The sequence below is a fragment of the Sporosarcina ureae genome (genome assembly GCF_029267015.1).
Lineage (GTDB): Bacteria > Bacillota > Bacilli > Bacillales_A > Planococcaceae > Sporosarcina > Sporosarcina ureae_D.
Window position 1 is genome coordinate 68,997 of record NZ_JARIEA010000059.1, and the last position, 16,338, is coordinate 85,334.

A 16,338-nucleotide genomic window follows, 5' to 3' on the forward strand; every position below is an offset into this window, starting at 1 on the left:
TAAATATAGCGTTGAATACAGCAGGAAAAAGCCTGAACCCATCACTTTACATGAAGGTTCAGGCTATTCTTCTACTATATTCCGCCGGCCAATATAATCTGGCCTTCTGGCGCTGAGAGGTTCGGTTCTTTCTCTACCGTGATCGCAACAGTATCCCATGTTCCCGAAAGATCTGTGAGCGGATGGCTAACAGTCCCTGTACCGGTTTCATTTGGCTGAACAATTCCCGCAGGATACGGCTGATCTCCTTCTATCACCCAGACTTGATATAGTTCATCTCTAGAGAGCGTTGGTAAATCTTTGGCGTCGAGTAGCAATATATTTTGATTGCCATCCGCTATTAACATTGCGACTGCGGATGCACTCGACCCTTCTTTTGGTGCCAGTATACTTTGACCAATTAACTGGATTTCACTCTGTGCTATTTCAGATTCCTTTTGTGTTTCTGAAAACAAGAAAGCATTCGCAACGAGTGAGGCAAATAACCCCGCAGCCAGTACGGATGTTACGGGACCCGTACGCCGACGACTTTTTTCTTTAGTCGGCATCGGTACAACTTTTGCTTGTTCTGGGATGTCAGGAAGTGAAGCAAATATACGCGTTTTTAAATCTGTCGGTACTTCTATCGCTTCTGACTCATAAGGTAGATCTTCTGTTAACATCTCCCACTCCATTAACTCTTCTTGACAGGATGGGCACTCAATCAAATGATTTTCAAATTGTCTCATCTCGTCTTCAGTCAGGGTACGATTGAAATAGTCAATCAGCATATGACATGATTCATTCATTTGACACCCCTCCTTCCTGACCAATAATTCCTTTTAAATGCTTTAATGCTAGCCGAATCCTACCTTTTACCGTTCCAAGTGGAAGCTTACAGTGTTCGGCAATTTTACTTTGGCTGAAGCCCTTAAAGTAAAACAAGTCAATAATTTCTCGTTGCTCTGTGCGTAGCTCCGCAATTGCCGTACGGATCACTTCACGCCGTTCATTCCATTCAGCTGTAACTTCTGTGGATACGGTCTCTTCCGTCAATGAATCTTTCTCCAACATCGGTTCATACGCATGGCGTTTAGATTTACGAAGCTCATCTATCGATTTATTTCGTGTCACGGTCAGTAGCCAAGAAGAAAATTTTCCTTTGTCTTCAGTATAGTGGTTCGTTCCATTCCACAACTTTAAAAAGACGTCTTGCGTTACTTCCTCCGCCATAGTGCGGTTATTAGTCATTCGATAAGCAAATGAAAAAACCAATTTTTCATAACGGTCATATAATTGTTCAAATGAATGCCGATTATGAGCAACTGTTTGATAATAGAGTTGTACATCATCCGGTTCGGTCATAAGATCCTCCTTTTTACAGGTTTTTCTTTTTACCTTACCATAGACGATCGAAAGACATCGTTTACTAGACTTCTACTATTTCTAAAAACATAAAAAGAGGTGTTCCCGTTATAGCAACGAGAACGCCTCTTTTATTATTCTTTGGGGTCTTCAAGCGACCGATCCACTTTTTTACGCTTTCTCTGCAAATCAAGCTCTTCACCAAATTCTGTGTTGTAATTCACATTTCGAATTCGATCAAACTGTTTATGAGGTTCTACTTTCTCATCCACATCGACAACCATTTCTTCATTCGATTTAACTAAAAGTCCAATTGTAGCTAATCCGCTTAGTCCCACAATGGCATAAACAATCTTAGCAAGAATCGTGTTTTGTCCTCCAAATACACTGGCAACCAAATCAAAGTTGAAAAATCCGATCAATCCCCAGTTAAGGGCACCAATAATGACTAACGCTAGTGCAATTCGCATAAATGTACTCATGTTGCACACCTCCTCCAACAATCTATAATCGAATCCAGTACATGTTTGTATAGATTCCTTATTATAGTTCACCGAATGAGACTTTTCATACATTTACATATGAAAATTGTTCTATTTCTTCAGTTAAGACCTTACAGTATAAGACTATAAAAATGAAAGTAGGGATCACATGCGAATAAATGGAGTGTTTTCAGGCGGTGGATTGAAGGGTTTTGCGTTAGTAGGTGCGGTTCAAGAATTAGAGGAACAAGGATATCATTTTGAAAATGTAGCTGGAACGAGTGCCGGTGCTATTGTAGCAAGCTTTTTGGCAGCAGGCTATACAGCTAATGAAATTGAAGTCATGTTGGCTGAAGAAGATTTTCAAGATTTGCTGGATCCAAGAAAGTCCCTGCTATCATTTCCATTTATGAAATGGTTATCGCTTTATTGGAGAATGGGTTTATATCAAGGGAAAGCATTAGAGGATTGGTTTTTTGATAAACTAGCTCGAAAAAGTTGTTACACGTTTGGTGACCTACGTAAAGGCTCGTTGAAATTAGTAGCGTCCGACTTAACGAACGGTAAAATGATGGTCTTGCCTGATGATTTAGAGCAATATGGATACGACCCTGATGGTTTTTCAATTGCCAAAGCTCTTCGCATGAGTTGTGGTATTCCATACTTTTTTGAACCGGTGCGCCTGATAGCCCAGAAAGGAACGATTGTTGTCGATGGTGGAATACTCAGTAATTTCCCGATGTGGATTTTCGATGAAGATACGGTTTCCATAAAACGACCAGTAATTGGTCTCAAGTTAAGTAGAGATCAAAACGAAGTACCTGGACGCTCTATTCGCAATGCCCTGCAGTTATTCGAAGCCTTGTTTGCCACAATGAAAAACGCGCATGACGAAAAGTATATCTCACGTGATCAAGAGAAGAATATAATCTTTATTCCTGTAGAAGATTACAGTGCAACTCAATTCGATATGAATGAAGAAGAAATTGAAAACTTGCTGTCTATCGGACGTAGCCGTACCAAGGATTTTCTGCTAACTTGGTCACCAATTCACTTACAGTTAGTTAGTCAGCGAAATGTCACACAAATGAAATATTAGGATGAATTCCTGTTTAAAACCCTGTCACTACGGGTAAATTGACTTATGAGGAGGGTTGCTATCATGACCAACTATAAAGAAAGTTCTATCTTCATCCGAGAGCTTGAACTACTCAGTGACGAGTACGATACTGCACCCGCCGATATCAAAACTTTTATCTTAGAAGATATTCAGTTAATTGAATCTGCGATCTCCCTTTTACAAAGTGATGTACAGTAATAACTTATCATATAGAGTCAATTTCATGCTCACAGAAATAACTGTTGCATCTTACTATCACGTTCCGCACGTTCTACTTCCGTTGCCAAGTCATACTTTTTCAATAAATGAAATACCTCATTCAATGTTTCCTGACTCAATTGCCTAGTCAAAAACACCTTACCATTTTCCACTAGCTCTTGCGGCATGAATGTTTGTTGTTCATTTAACTTTTGCACAACATCCTGCTGCATGTGATCAATTGTACATTTTCTCATTTACATTCACTCCCTTGTCCACTACCATATCACACTATTCGGTGAACATAAAACGAAGACTTGTTGCTATATTGAAGAGGCCACAGGTCTTTTTGTGGTTTATTTATATAACTACTTTTTAACCGATACATACTACAAGCCGTTTTGCATTCGATATACGGGAGATGAGCAACATATGACAACTATTTTAAAGCGCCGACGGACTATTTCTCCACCCGCACTGATTGCTTTGTCTTTCGCAGTTACTATTGTGATAGGTACTTTACTTCTGAAATTACCTTTCGCTACGTATACACCAATTAGCTGGACGGATGCTTTTTTCACCGCCACTTCGGCAACGACTGTTACCGGTCTTAGTGTATTTAATATAAACACTACACTGACTTTATTTGGTGAACTGATTTTACTCTTTCTGATCCAAATTGGCGGAGTGGGATTTATGGCATTTGCCGTGGCTATACTAATGATTCTTGGAAGAAAAGTTGGCATGAAAAACCGCATATTTATTCAGGAATCGTTTAACTATCAGTCGATTGGAGGCACGATTAAATTCCTGCGTGAAATACTTTTGTTCGTTTTCATAGCGGAGGGTATTGCATTTATTGCACTATCATTTTTCTGGGTTCCTGAATTTGGATGGAAGCATGGCTTGTACTATAGTTTGTTTCACGTAATATCCGCATTTAATAACGCCGGTTTTTCCGTCTTCCCAGATAATCTGGAATCGTTCGCTGGGAATTCTGCTGTCATCCTGATCTTATCTAGTCTATTTGTTATTGGCGGAATTGGTTTTATAGTAGTGATGGATATTTGGCATAAGCGTTCTATACAACAATGGGCTTTACATACTAAAATGATGGTGTACGGTACATTGACCTTGAATGCAATTGCTACGTTATTTTTGCTTATACTAGAATTTCACAATGAAAAAACTATTGCGGATCTGAGCTTTATAGATAAAGTATGGACTTCCTACTTCCAAGCCGTCACGCCAAGAACAGCCGGCTTCAATATGATGGCTGTTGGCGATATGGAAGAATCCTCATTGCTTCTCACACTTCTTCTGATGTTTATCGGTGGAGGAAGTGCTTCTACAGCATCGGGAATTAAATTGACGACCTTTATGATTATTATATTAGCGACACTTTCTTATTTCAGGGGCATAAAAGAACCACACATTTTCAAACGAACAATTAAAGCAGAGTTAATTGTTCGTTCCATGGCGATCGCTGCAGTGAGCTCTTGTGTAGTGTTCACCGCATTATTTTTATTATCCATTACAGAACGTATACCGTTCCTGCCTGTCTTGTTTGAAACCATTTCTGCTTTTGGTACGGTAGGATTGTCCATGGGCATTACAGATGATTTAAGCTCCGCAGGCAAAGCCATACTCTGCGTTGTCATGTTCTTAGGACGAATTGGCCCGTTGACATTGTTCTTCTTACTTATTCGGGCAAAAAAGGAATCGTATCGCTATTCGTACGATCAAGTGCAGACCGGTTGAATTAACCTATAAATTATTATCCTTAACCTCTTTGAATTTATTCTGAAGGATTTCCTTGTTGACATGAAAAGCACCACTGTATACAGAAGGAAAAGGTGACATCGTTGTCCATTCTCTTATCTATATGAATTATCCGTAAAACAGACTTTGACCACGCTTAACTTTTTAAGTCTTACAACTTTTACGAATAAAAATCGTTAAATACTATAAGTACTCTTCATCACTGATACAAAAGGGAGGATCTATGGACATAAAACCAATAGTCGAACTACAAAACTTGACGAAAGTCATTGGCAACAAGAAAATCATCGATAATATCAGCCTTTCTCTATATCCTGGTCAGATCACAGGATTCCTTGGACCAAATGGAGCCGGTAAAACTACGACCATTCGCATGATGGTCGGGCTGATGAAACGGACTAGCGGCGAAATCCTGATTGACGGGAAGTCGCTCTCCGAAGACTTTGAAGAAGGTCTATCCAAAGTAGGCGTCATTGTAGAAAACCCTGAGATGTATAAATTTATGTCAGGTTACAAAAACTTACTGCATTTTGCACGCATGCAGAAGAATATCAGTAAAGAACGAATCAACGAAGTCGTTACCCAAGTAGGATTGGAACAACGGATTCATGAAAAGGTTTCCACTTACTCGCTAGGTATGCGACAGCGTCTTGGCTTGGCGCAGGCTTTATTGCACCGCCCTAAATTTTTGATTCTAGATGAACCAACGAACGGCCTGGATCCTGCAGGTATTCGGGAGTTTCGTGAACATTTGCGAACCATAGCGGAAACGGAAGGTGTTTCTGTCTTTGTTTCGAGCCATATGTTATCCGAAATTGAATTAATGTGCGACCGGATAGCTGTAATACAAAATGGGCGTCTTGTCGATATACGAGATATGGCAGAAACTACTCAATCCCATTACTACCTAGAACTGTCTCCTGCCGAAGATGCAAAGAGTTTATTGATTTCCAATGGCTTCACAATAGAATTACTACCTGTCGGTTTACTACTGCAAGCTGAAAAAGATCAGATTCCATTTATTATTCAGCTTCTCACATCTAATAAAATTGACGTATATGCCGTGCATCCACACCGTAAAACACTAGAGGATCAATTCCTTGAAATGACGGGAGGCGGACAAATTGCTGAATCTCATACAAAATGAATGGATGAAGTTATGGGCTAAAAAAGGTACATGGGTAATGACTATTTTGTTAATTATCTCAGTCATCGGCCTAATGGGATTGACTAAATGGATAAACAACCAAGATCGTACAGAGGCGACCGATTGGAAGTCCAATGCACAAGAACAGATAAACTATACAAAAGAGGCACTTGAGCTTGACCTTCCTGAAATGGAACGTAAACAGAATGAGGAAACGGTTAAAGTTTTAGAATACCGTTTAGCAAATAACATTCCTCCTCTTGCTGAAGATGGTCGGGAATCCTTGATTATTAATCCTGTCGGGGTTGGAAGCTTTGTCGTACTTCTAACAGTCATAGCAGCAGCTGGCATCGTAGCTTCTGAATTCTCCCAAGGCACAATCAAAATGTTACTGACGCGACCAGTTAGTCGTTGGAAAATCATGACGGCAAAATACATTACAGTCCTTTTGTTTGGGATTTTGCTCATGTCTATAGGATTCGCGGTAACGGTCATCAGTGCATATATTCTGTTCCCTTCAGGTGCGGGTCAGGAACTGAAATTAGTTGGCAATGCAATCGTCCCTGTTTCGGTATGGGGGCACGGGCTGTATATGCTGGTTCTGTCTTTCGCCAACGTGCTCATCACCGCCACGTTTGCCTTCATGATCGGCAGTGTATTCCGTTCTAACGGAATGGCTATTGGTCTGTCATTATTCATTTTCTTTACTGGTAATACGATCGCTTTATTACTTTCTCAGTATGAAGTTGCGAAATACTTGGTGTTCACGCATATGAATCTGACGATGTATGAGACCAATTCTGTATTCGTGGATGGAATCACGATGCCGTTCTCACTTGTTGTATTGGCAGTATATATAGTCGTTTTCTTGGTGATTAGCTACACTGTGTTTACGAAACGGGATATTACTGCATAGGATTTTTAAAGAATGGAGAGAGATTTTTGAATGAATAGATATGCTGTTTTGACCGAGCAGCAATCCACTTACATTCACTACTAACTTCCCTTATATCAAGCCTTAAACTATGCTTTATTAAAAAGGAGATGCCCCATTGTAATTTCCGGGGCATCTCTTTTTTATGTTCCGCAGTACGTCTGAAAAGAACTTCCATCAGAAGGCGGTGTCGTGTATTCTTCTTGTTCCGCTGTATAAGCATAAGGGTTTTCAAGTACTTTAAGCAAACGGATAAACGGTTGCATATTACCTGTTTCTGCTGCCTTTAGTGCTTCCTCCACCCGATGATTTCTCGGGATGACTGATGGATTATGCTGTTTCATTAATGCTTCTACTTCTTGGACATCTTGCGGCTGACGTTGCAGTCGATCCGTCCAGCGATCTTTCCACTCAATGAACTCAGGCATGCCAAACATTTCTTCTTGTTGACCAAGTGTCAATGAACGAAACGTGTTCGTATAATCAGCCTGATGGTTTTCCATGATAGCAAGTAAGTCATTGACTAACGTTGCATCAGCTTCTTCCTCATTGAACAGACCGAGTTTCGAACGCATACCGTCCATCCACTCGGCAACATAAAGCCTGCCAAATTCAGCAAGCTTACCCTCTGCCAGTTTTACAGCTTCCGCTGGCTCTTCATGAAGCAATGGGACAAGTGTTTCGGCAAAGCGCGTTAAATTCCATTCTGCTATACCAGGCTGATTGCTGTAAGAATAGCGTCCTTGCACGTCAATCGAGCTAAAAACAGTTTTTGGATCATAGCTATCCATAAATGCGCAAGGTCCATAGTCGATTGTCTCACCGCCTATTGCCATGTTGTCCGTATTCATCACACCATGAATGAAGCCGACCAGCTGCCATTTGGCAATCAAAGAAGCTTGACGTTGGATGACGTGTTCCAATAGCGATAAATAGGGTTGTGACTCTGATTTTGCTTCAGGAAAGTGCCGGTTGATCGTGTAATCTGAAAGAGCCCGTAGATCCTCGACTACTTGTCTCGCCGCTGCATATTGGAACGTCCCTACGCGTAAATGACTTGAAGCGACTCTCGTCAACACTGCGCCTGTCAAAGCCTTTTCCCGCAAAACAGGTTCTCCTGTTACGGTGACAGCTAAACTGCGTGTTGTGGGGATACTCAGCCCATGCATGGCTTCGCTGATCAAATACTCTCGTAACATCGGACCAAGTGCCGCACGTCCGTCCCCACCGCGCGAATAGGGTGTCCTTCCCGAGCCCTTTAATTGAATATCCACCCGATGCCCTTCGGGTGTGAGATGCTCCCCTAACAGCATGGCACGTCCATCACCAAGCATCGTGAAATTACCGAACTGATGTCCCGCGTAAGCTTGCGCAATAGGTTCTATTCCTTCGAGGCGTTTATTTCCGGCAAAGATGGCGATTGCTTCTTCAGAATGCAATTGTTTTTCATCCAACCCTAACGATACTGCCAATTCATCATTGGTCAGGACTAATTGCGGGGAGTCGACGGTATTCGGTTCCACTTCTGTATAAAATGCCTCCGGTAAGTCACAGTAGCTACATTCGACTTTCCATCCAATAGTTTGATTACTTTTCATATATTCCTCTTCCCTCCATTTGTTAATCTAGAATAAATCACCAATTTCTATTGTGCTCTAGTTCAGAAAAAATATATTAACACCATTTAGACCCTTTTACTCAAATTATAAATAATTTATCCTATTTCACATTGATTTATGCGTAAAAATATCTATACTATTAATAAACACCTTTTTAGGAGGCTTATACCATGTCATCATTTCGTCCCAAAATGAATATGAAACAATTACTTCAAAGAGGCACGGATTTGGATTCTGCGCCGAGATTTCAAGAAACACTGCACTACAATAATTTCCACAAACAAGACGTTCAAAATCTTCAAGAACTATATAAAAAGTGTGAGAACATCACACCGAGTATTACTGATATTTTTGAACAATATTTAAGTGAACTTTCTCCTACACAAAAAAATCCTGTACCTCGCTCATTAATTGATGAGTATTTACATGACTTCTTCACCATGACACGCAGTACAGAATATATGGAGAAGACACTTCGCTTCTTCTTTACTTTACGCAAGCATAAATTCGAAGCAGGAAAAACTATTGTTTTATTTAATCAATTCGCCTTTTATATCCAGACGCATGTATTGTATCATTTCGGTTATCGCCCAGCCAAAGCATTCGATTTACTGAAGTCTCTGCAAGCCGCTGTCAATATTGATCAGCAACTGTATATTGAACTGATGACAGAGCAGACAGTAGAACATGTAGTGACAGAAATTTCAGGTCTTGTTGATGCGAATGCAAAGATCATGTTCATGAAGGATTTGATCTTTAGCCTAGACCACCAATCTGATGAAATCCAATCCTCTACTGCCGCTACTGAACAAATTACAGCTTCTATTACGGAAGTAGCCAATACTTCCTCACGAATTTCTGAAAAGACTGCGGACTCCGTAGATTATGCGATAAACAGTAAGAAAACAATCGAAACAACACTAGAAGATATTTTTCAAACGGAACAACAATTCCGTTCTATCGTTGAGACATTCTCTTCTTTGCAACACCGCATCGGAGAAATTGAAAACGTCGTGCAATTGATCAATGGCATTGCAGGGCAGACGAACTTGCTGGCATTGAACGCATCCATTGAAGCAGCGAGAGCAGGTGAACACGGTAAGGGATTTGCTGTCGTTGCACAAGAGGTTCGTAAACTGGCTGAAAATACAGTGTCTGCACTGGCTGAAGTTACAGATAACGTAGGACATTTAAAATCCTATGCTAATAACGTATCCCATTCTATTGAAGATACAACGAAGATCATTACGCATGCTACTTCAGAAGCGAAAAACGCTTTGCCGTTATTGACAGCTATTGTTTCTGCAATCGAAGAAATTAATATGGATGTCAGCAATACAGCCGCCATATCCCAGCAACAAGCTGCCTCAATTGACGAAGTGTCTCATCGTATGATGGCGATTTCACAAACACAGGAAGACATACGTCAATTTGGTGAGAGTACTTCTGCTTCCATTTACGACTTGAGTCAAGAGATCAATGAGTTTCGTTTACGCGTAATTAGCGAAAACAGTGTTCACTTATCTTCTAAAGCTTTACTACAATTATCGAAAGCCGATCACATACTATGGAAATGGCGTATTTATAATATGCTATTAGGTCTAGAGACTGTGAGGCCGGCAGATGTTTCTTCTCACAAAGATTGCCGCCTTGGTAAATGGTATAACCTGCCTGAAACCCAAAAAAGGCTCGGTCATCTGACTGCCTATCAAAACATAGATCAGTATCATGCATTAGTTCATCAATACGCACGCGAAGCAGCAACTCACTTTGAACAAGGTGACCGTGCGGGTGCTGAAAATGATTTGCGGCAATTAGAAGTTGCTTCAATTGAAGTAGTTAATCTACTAGACGAATTAATCATCGTTCTAGAAAAAGAAAGCGAGAACTTACAACCAGTATGATCGTAAAAAAGCTATCTTGGACATCAATGGATGTCCAAGATAGCTTTTTTCAATACACTTTCGCAAGAGAGAATCCTCTACCGAGAATTTCTGAAGCGTTCAGGAATACAACAAATGCCTGTGGTTCTTCCTCTCTCAGAATCTTCTTCAAATAAATCGCTTCCGCTTGCTCTACTACACATAAAATCATAGTTTTCTCTTGATTGGAAAAGCCGCCTACCGAGCGAACCTTAGTCAATCCGCGGTCAATCTCCTCTTTAATAATCGTCTGGATACGTTCTTCATTATCCGTAATGATCAATACCAGCTTAGATTGTGATGTCTGTAATTGCACAAAGTCAATTACCTTACTGGTTACGAAGATCGCCATCATCGCAAATAATGCCAGCTCTAAATTAAATACAATAGCGGATGCAATAACCACCATGCCATCTACAATTAATTGTGCATATCCACTGGACAAACCCGAATACTTCTTGACGATTTGCGCCACGGTCGCTAGTCCTCCAGTCGAACCATTTCCTCTGTAAACTATGCCAAGCCCTACTCCTAACATGATTCCTCCATAGATAGCGGATAGTAAAGGATTGTCGATAGTCGAAGGTATATCAGCAGTCAGCCAAATAGTTAGTGGCACAAAAAATGTTCCAACTAATGTTTTTAGACTAAAATCCTTGCCAAGAAGTAACATGCCTATGAAGAATATTGGAATATTAATAAGCCACTGAACAAAGGCAGGCTCAAACCCATACATCTCATACAGAATGGTACTAATTCCAGATACGCCTCCAGCTGCTAGTCGCGCTGGTAAGAAAAATATATTAAAAGCTAAACCGACTAAAACAGATCCAATCATAATCCAGACATATTCTATCAGAAGCTTTTTCTTTGGTGAACGGGTTTTCATTCGTAAAACCTCCCTATCTCGATGAGCTAAAAGTACATTTGTCATTTTACATCATATTTGTGAGGATGAATAGCCTACCGTATATTTATAGGCATAAACGGTCCCCCCTTTGCATTTACTAGTTTTGATAGTAAATTCACTTGGAAGGAAGCGATGTATTGAAATTAACACCGTTTATTGACCCACTACCTATTCCTCAATATCTTACTCCACTGGAGAGGCATAAGTGCTTCACGTACTATGAAATTGGCATGAAAGAGTTCTTTCACGAGTTTCATTCAGAATTGGCACCTACAAAAATTTGGGGATATGAGGGGCAATTCCCTGGTCCACTAGTCAATGTCAACAGTGGTGAGTGCGCACATGTCAAGTGGAAGAATGAACTCCCTGAGAAACATTTCCTACCAATCGATAGAACACTGCACGGTTCAAGCGAACATATGCCAGATGTTCGTACAGTTGTCCATTTACACGGCGCGGAAGTTGAGCCTGAAAGCGATGGTCATCCTGAAGCTTGGTTTACAAATAACTATCGTACCGTCGGCGCGGTATTTGACTCGCCTGTCTACAAATATAATAATAATCAGCGTGCCGCTACACTTTGGTACCATGATCACGCAGTCGGCATTACTCGTTTAAATGTCTATGCGGGTCTCGTTGGCATGTATATTATTCGTGATGAAGAAGAACGTAAACTAAATCTTCCTTCTGGAGCATATGAAATTCCATTAATTATCGCTGATCGTGGCTTTAACGAAGACGGCTCCCTATTTTATTCAGATACACCGGCTTTCACACCAGGACCTGTACAACCCGGATTGACATTCCCTCATCCTTCCGTCACACCTGGTGAGGCATTTGAAAACATCACAGTCAACGGTAAAGTCTGGCCGTTTTTAGAAGTAGAGCCAAGAAAGTACCGATTCCGTATATTGAATGCATCCAATGAACGCTTTTATAAAATGAATTTATCAAACGGTCAGAAGATCATACAAATCGGTTCAGATGGTGGATTATTGGAAACACCTGTCTATATGGATGAGTTAACGATTGCACCTGCTGAACGGATGGATGTCATTATTGATTTCTCCAAACTGGCACCCGATGATACGATCGTATTAGAAAATACTGCAGCCACTCCGTTTGATTTCCCACCACCAATAGGTACTCCTCCTGACCCTGAAACCGATGGTCGGATTATGCAGTTCAGAGTGGTTGAATTAGCAGCACCAGATACGAGCAATCTCCCGTCTATACTCAGCCATATACCTAAACTTCGGGAATGCGACGCTGCTCGAACACGTGATATTACACTGGATGCAGACATCGATGAATATGGTCGTTTAAAGTTCTTGTTTAATAATAAAGGTTTCATGGAACGAATCGACTTCAAGCCTCAACTGAATGATACAGAGATCTGGCGCATCATCAACACGGCTGGCGCAACGCATCCTATACACATCCATTTGATCCAATTCCAGATTCTCGATCGCATCCCATTTGACGCCCAAGGTTTCACAGCGAATGGTTTACTCAATTTTACAGGCCCTCCTGTAAAACCTGCCGTAAATGAACGAGGCTGGAAAGACGTTGTCCAGTCTCCACCTGGGTTTGTGACACGTGTCATTATGCGCTTTGCTCCATTCACCGGTCGCTATATGCTTCATTGTCATATTTTAGAGCACGAAGACCATGATATGATGCGACAATTCGAAGTAGTGGAGCGTAAATGTGGCTGCAAAACCAACTGTACATGCAATGAGCATAAACCAAAACGCAAATGTGAGTGCAAGAAGAAGTGTACATGTCAGGGTAAGTGTACATGTAAAAAAAGCTGTACTTGTAAGAAAAAGAAATCGAATCACCCATCGAAAAAAGAACGTCATCATAAAAAATGTCCTACATGTCCTCCTTGTTCCGAAACGTATCGATGCGAATGTGAATGATGAAAAAGAACCCCGTGAGAGATGTAATCTCGCGGGGTTTTTAGGCTTCTATCAAATAATCATAGAGTGTATTTTCTACTGGGTGCTCCATTACCATGTTCATATGGACTACTGGCAAACGCTTTCCTTTACCATCTATCATATGGTCTTCCACAACACTTTGCTGGTCAGGTAGGCCTTTACCCAAGTAATAGAAGTCTGTTCCCTCGTCGTCATCCTTCTTTACGAATAAATGAATGTCGATATCTTTTTCTTTCGCCTGAATAATTGTTTGCACTTCATTCGATCGGAGCGTTCGGTTACTGCGGGTATACCATTTGAATAACTCAGGATTGATGAATTCATCACCGTAATCTACGCTCGCTTCCACTTCTCCATGCTTATGATACGTGACGAATATAGGACAAGTACCGTGCTTCGTTTTATAACCATACATCGTCGAGCTCTCGTCCGCCTGCCAATTCAATAATTTACATACATCTTTACGTGAATATTTGGCATGCAGCGTTAATTTATTTGCACAATCGTATACTTTAGATTTCTCTTTCGCACTACGCAACACGTCTGCAATTAGAAACACTGCATACGAACCATCTTCTATACTCTGCTGAATGTTTTCGTTGAACGTGAAAACTTGGTTATGATCCATCGTTATAATCGCTTGATTGCCATATTTCCTTTGGGCGTTTTGTGTGAAAAACGATAAATCATAAATTCGTATGACAGATTCAATCGTATCTTCATCCACTTGACAGCCTGTAGATTCTAGCTCGTAGATGAATTCATCTAAACGTACACTTCCTTTAGAAAGTAACATTTCCGCCAACACTACTTCATGGATCCGTTTGCCATTGATCAATTCTATAGAGAGCATCGTTAATACTTGATTTTCATAAGGAGTAATCGTTTGAATAGAGTCTTCTTTAGACACAACCTTTAGTAGAAAATCAAAGTAACTATCGTGTTTATTAATGATAACGACCGGATCAATAGAATGCTGCTCGATAAAATCGGATAGATAAGGCACTCTGCCAATTTTATTTCTCAAATCTTGATACGCTTCTTTCAAGATTTTCAAAGACGTTAAATTACTGCTGTTGATTGCGTTGAAAATCCGTTTCTGTGCAACTTCTTCAAAATTAATTGTCGAGACGCCTTTAATATAACTAGTATCTTTCATACTCCTTCGAACATTGTCTTTATTCATCGAGCGGTCCCCAGACAATGCAATTGGAATCAAATAGTTATTCGCATAGTTTCCGATAAAATCAATGACCGTAACGAATGGCTTGTTGTGATCTTTGCGCAGTCCACGTCCTAGTTGTTGAATAAAAATAATACTGGACTGTGTTTGTCTAAGCATGACTACTTGGTTGATACTTGGAATATCGATACCTTCATTGAAAATATCCACGGTCAGAATATAATCGAGTTCTCCTTTTTCTAGCTGATCCACTCTGCGCATGCGCTCATCATACGAATCATCGCCCGTTAATGCTACGGTTCTGTAGCCGCGCAAATTGAGTTCTTTTGATAATTCACGCGCCTCCTCTTTTCGACTGCAAAACATCAAGCCTTTCACCTGATCACCGGCGTGACTGTAATAGGCAATCTTTTCAATGACATGCTCAACGCGTTCATTCGTTACCAATTTAGAGAGAACCGTGTGGTCACCAATAAGCTCACCATCTATTTCAAAATCCGTCACACCAAAATAATGGAACGGACACAGCATATCTTCTTCTAACGCTTCTTGAAGACGAATCTCATACGCAATATTATAATCAAAAAGCTCGTAAATATTGAAATCATCTGTACGTTCAGGCGTAGCGGTCATCCCCATTAAGAACTTGGGTGTAAAATAGTCAATTACACGTAAATAACTAGTTGCGCCTGCTTTATGCACTTCGTCAATTAAAATGTAATCAAAGTCTTCTGGATTAAAGTCTTGAAGATTTTCAGCTTTTGATAATGTTTGGATACTCGCAAAAACGTACTTTTTATCCGCTTGTCGATTCGCCCCGACGTATAAGCCGAAGTCTTCATCCATTCCGCCGAGTACACGTTTAAAATCCTGCATGGCTTTCTTCAAGATTTGTTCTCTATGCACAATAAACAGCATACGTTTAGGTGAAAATTTCCGCACATCAAAAGCAGCAAGATACGTCTTCCCTGTACCCGTAGCTGAAATAACTAGTCCTTTATCATGACCATTTGCACGTACTGCTTCAATACTGCTAAGGGCTGCTTGTTGCATCTTATTCGGGACTACTTCCAATGCTTGCTCAATGGCATTGGTTTGATAAGCTGATGGATGCTCGAATACTTGAGACACCCTCGTCCGGTCTGCATTCTCTTGATAAACTAATTCATAGTGTGCAATCCATTCTTCAGTTAACTCATTAGCATCTGACCATACATCCTCAAACTGATCCTTAAAGTGATAAACGATGTCACCATCGCGGTGAGATGTCAGCTTCACATTCCACTCATAATTCACTTGCAGCGCATGTGCAGTTAAGTTTGAGCTCCCTACGATTAATGAATACTGATCGCCTTGCTGAAAAATATACCCCTTTGAATGAAAGCCTTGCTTTTCAGTTAATCGCACTTCAATATTTGGGATGTTCAGAAGCTCACGAAATACTTTTGGTTGATTGAAATATAGGTAAGTAGACGTGATGATCCGACCATTTACACCTCGTTTATGTAGATCGTAAAATAATGATTTAAGTGTAGCGAGCCCACTATCTGTAATGAATGCCACGGAAAAGAGAAATTGTTCACAGTGACGAAGTTCATCTTGAATAGAAGACAACACCGTCGTGTTCTTTTGGGAACTGTTCACCAATAGCTCCGGTTTATAACTACCACTTTGATGATGTTCTTTATTCACAAAACCTTTTTGTAAAGATGCTTCTAATTGCCGAATAAAATCTCCCATTCCCAAGCTAC

General features: G+C 40.5%; 14 protein-coding genes. 7 read left to right on the plus strand and 7 right to left on the minus strand.

The annotated features are described in order from the left end of the window. Positions 1 to 74: 74 nt before the first annotated feature. The 3 genes from Q7P97_RS09285 to Q7P97_RS09295 all read right to left on the minus strand — a co-directional run bounded on the left by Q7P97_RS09285 (position 75) and on the right by Q7P97_RS09295 (position 1,826). Complete coding sequence (locus Q7P97_RS09285; RefSeq protein WP_303968919.1) at positions 75 to 788, minus strand: anti-sigma factor; 714 nt, start codon at positions 786 to 788, stop codon at positions 75 to 77. Next, positions 781 to 1,344: an RNA polymerase sigma factor gene (locus Q7P97_RS09290; RefSeq protein ID WP_303968920.1), complete on the minus strand. Its 564-nt coding sequence runs from the start codon at positions 1,342 to 1,344 to the stop codon at positions 781 to 783. The genes Q7P97_RS09285 and Q7P97_RS09290 overlap by 8 nt, the downstream gene beginning before the upstream one ends. A gap of 134 nt (positions 1,345 to 1,478) precedes the next feature. After that, complete coding sequence (locus tag Q7P97_RS09295) at positions 1,479 to 1,826, minus strand: DUF378 domain-containing protein (protein ID WP_303968921.1); 348 nt, start codon at positions 1,824 to 1,826, stop codon at positions 1,479 to 1,481. 169 nt (positions 1,827 to 1,995) lie between these two features. Between Q7P97_RS09295 and Q7P97_RS09300 the strand changes: the two genes are divergently transcribed. Next, positions 1,996 to 2,925 (plus strand): patatin-like phospholipase family protein, encoded by a 930-nt coding sequence (locus Q7P97_RS09300; RefSeq protein ID WP_303968922.1) that lies wholly within the window; start codon positions 1,996 to 1,998, stop codon positions 2,923 to 2,925. Between the two features lie 63 nt (positions 2,926 to 2,988). Further along, positions 2,989 to 3,144 (plus strand): hypothetical protein, encoded by a 156-nt coding sequence (locus Q7P97_RS09305; protein ID WP_303968923.1) that lies wholly within the window; start codon positions 2,989 to 2,991, stop codon positions 3,142 to 3,144. Positions 3,145 to 3,173: 29 nt separating this feature from the next. Here Q7P97_RS09305 and Q7P97_RS09310 read toward each other — a convergent pair whose 3' ends face one another. Beyond that, positions 3,174 to 3,401, minus strand: a complete 228-nt coding sequence (locus Q7P97_RS09310; protein ID WP_303968924.1) for a hypothetical protein — start codon at positions 3,399 to 3,401, stop codon at positions 3,174 to 3,176. Positions 3,402 to 3,576: 175 nt separating this feature from the next. On the opposite strand from Q7P97_RS09310, the gene Q7P97_RS09315 reads away from it, so the two are divergent. From Q7P97_RS09315 to Q7P97_RS09325, 3 genes are all read left to right on the plus strand, one after another. Then, positions 3,577 to 4,905: a TrkH family potassium uptake protein gene (locus tag Q7P97_RS09315; protein WP_303968925.1), complete on the plus strand. Its 1,329-nt coding sequence runs from the start codon at positions 3,577 to 3,579 to the stop codon at positions 4,903 to 4,905. 244 nt (positions 4,906 to 5,149) lie between these two features. Beyond that, positions 5,150 to 6,073, plus strand: coding sequence for an ABC transporter ATP-binding protein (locus Q7P97_RS09320; RefSeq protein ID WP_303968926.1), 924 nt, complete (start codon positions 5,150 to 5,152; stop codon positions 6,071 to 6,073). Continuing rightward, the gene (locus Q7P97_RS09325) at positions 6,051 to 6,989 is read left to right on the plus strand and encodes an ABC transporter permease (protein ID WP_303968927.1); all 939 of its coding nucleotides are present in this window, start codon (positions 6,051 to 6,053) and stop codon (positions 6,987 to 6,989) included. Before Q7P97_RS09320 ends, Q7P97_RS09325 begins: the two co-directional genes overlap by 23 nt. Positions 6,990 to 7,150: 161 nt before the next feature. Here the strand turns inward: Q7P97_RS09325 and Q7P97_RS09330 are convergent, their stop codons facing one another. Next, a complete protein-coding gene (locus Q7P97_RS09330) occupies positions 7,151 to 8,605 on the minus strand; it encodes a protein adenylyltransferase SelO (protein WP_303968928.1) in 1,455 nt (484 codons plus the stop codon). A gap of 191 nt (positions 8,606 to 8,796) precedes the next feature. Between Q7P97_RS09330 and Q7P97_RS09335 the strand changes: the two genes are divergently transcribed. After that, a complete protein-coding gene (locus Q7P97_RS09335) occupies positions 8,797 to 10,530 on the plus strand; it encodes a globin-coupled sensor protein (protein ID WP_303968929.1) in 1,734 nt (577 codons plus the stop codon). A 49-nt stretch (positions 10,531 to 10,579) separates the two neighbouring features. Here the strand turns inward: Q7P97_RS09335 and Q7P97_RS09340 are convergent, their stop codons facing one another. After that, a complete protein-coding gene (locus Q7P97_RS09340; RefSeq protein WP_085427643.1) occupies positions 10,580 to 11,437 on the minus strand; it encodes a YitT family protein in 858 nt (285 codons plus the stop codon). 158 nt (positions 11,438 to 11,595) lie between these two features. Here Q7P97_RS09340 and Q7P97_RS09345 point away from each other — a divergent pair, with 158 nt between their 5' ends. Continuing rightward, positions 11,596 to 13,383 carry a multicopper oxidase family protein gene (locus tag Q7P97_RS09345; protein WP_303968930.1) on the plus strand — a complete coding sequence of 596 codons (1,788 nt, stop codon included), beginning with the start codon at positions 11,596 to 11,598 and terminating at the stop codon, positions 13,381 to 13,383. A 40-nt stretch (positions 13,384 to 13,423) separates the two neighbouring features. Here Q7P97_RS09345 and Q7P97_RS09350 read toward each other — a convergent pair whose 3' ends face one another. Then, the gene (locus Q7P97_RS09350) at positions 13,424 to 16,327 is read right to left on the minus strand and encodes a DEAD/DEAH box helicase (RefSeq protein ID WP_303968931.1); all 2,904 of its coding nucleotides are present in this window, start codon (positions 16,325 to 16,327) and stop codon (positions 13,424 to 13,426) included. Between the last annotated feature and the right edge of the window lie 11 nt (positions 16,328 to 16,338).

Excerpts from the sequence above, each read along its gene's own strand:
- Q7P97_RS09285 (WP_303968919.1), bottom strand. The coding sequence starts at position 788 with ATGAATGAATCATGTCATATGCTGATTGACTATTTCAATCGTACCCTG.
- Q7P97_RS09290 (WP_303968920.1), bottom strand. The coding sequence starts at position 1,344 with ATGACCGAACCGGATGATGTACAACTCTATTATCAAACAGTTGCTCAT.
- Q7P97_RS09295 (WP_303968921.1), bottom strand. The coding sequence starts at position 1,826 with ATGAGTACATTTATGCGAATTGCACTAGCGTTAGTCATTATTGGTGCC.
- Q7P97_RS09300 (WP_303968922.1), top strand. The coding sequence starts at position 1,996 with ATGCGAATAAATGGAGTGTTTTCAGGCGGTGGATTGAAGGGTTTTGCG.
- Q7P97_RS09305 (WP_303968923.1), top strand. The coding sequence starts at position 2,989 with ATGACCAACTATAAAGAAAGTTCTATCTTCATCCGAGAGCTTGAACTA.
- Q7P97_RS09310 (WP_303968924.1), bottom strand. The coding sequence starts at position 3,401 with ATGAGAAAATGTACAATTGATCACATGCAGCAGGATGTTGTGCAAAAG.
- Q7P97_RS09315 (WP_303968925.1), top strand. The coding sequence starts at position 3,577 with ATGACAACTATTTTAAAGCGCCGACGGACTATTTCTCCACCCGCACTG.
- Q7P97_RS09320 (WP_303968926.1), top strand. The coding sequence starts at position 5,150 with ATGGACATAAAACCAATAGTCGAACTACAAAACTTGACGAAAGTCATT.
- Q7P97_RS09330 (WP_303968928.1), bottom strand. The coding sequence starts at position 8,605 with ATGAAAAGTAATCAAACTATTGGATGGAAAGTCGAATGTAGCTACTGT.
- Q7P97_RS09335 (WP_303968929.1), top strand. The coding sequence starts at position 8,797 with ATGTCATCATTTCGTCCCAAAATGAATATGAAACAATTACTTCAAAGA.
- Q7P97_RS09340 (WP_085427643.1), bottom strand. The coding sequence starts at position 11,437 with ATGAAAACCCGTTCACCAAAGAAAAAGCTTCTGATAGAATATGTCTGG.
- Q7P97_RS09350 (WP_303968931.1), bottom strand. The coding sequence starts at position 16,327 with ATGGGAGATTTTATTCGGCAATTAGAAGCATCTTTACAAAAAGGTTTT.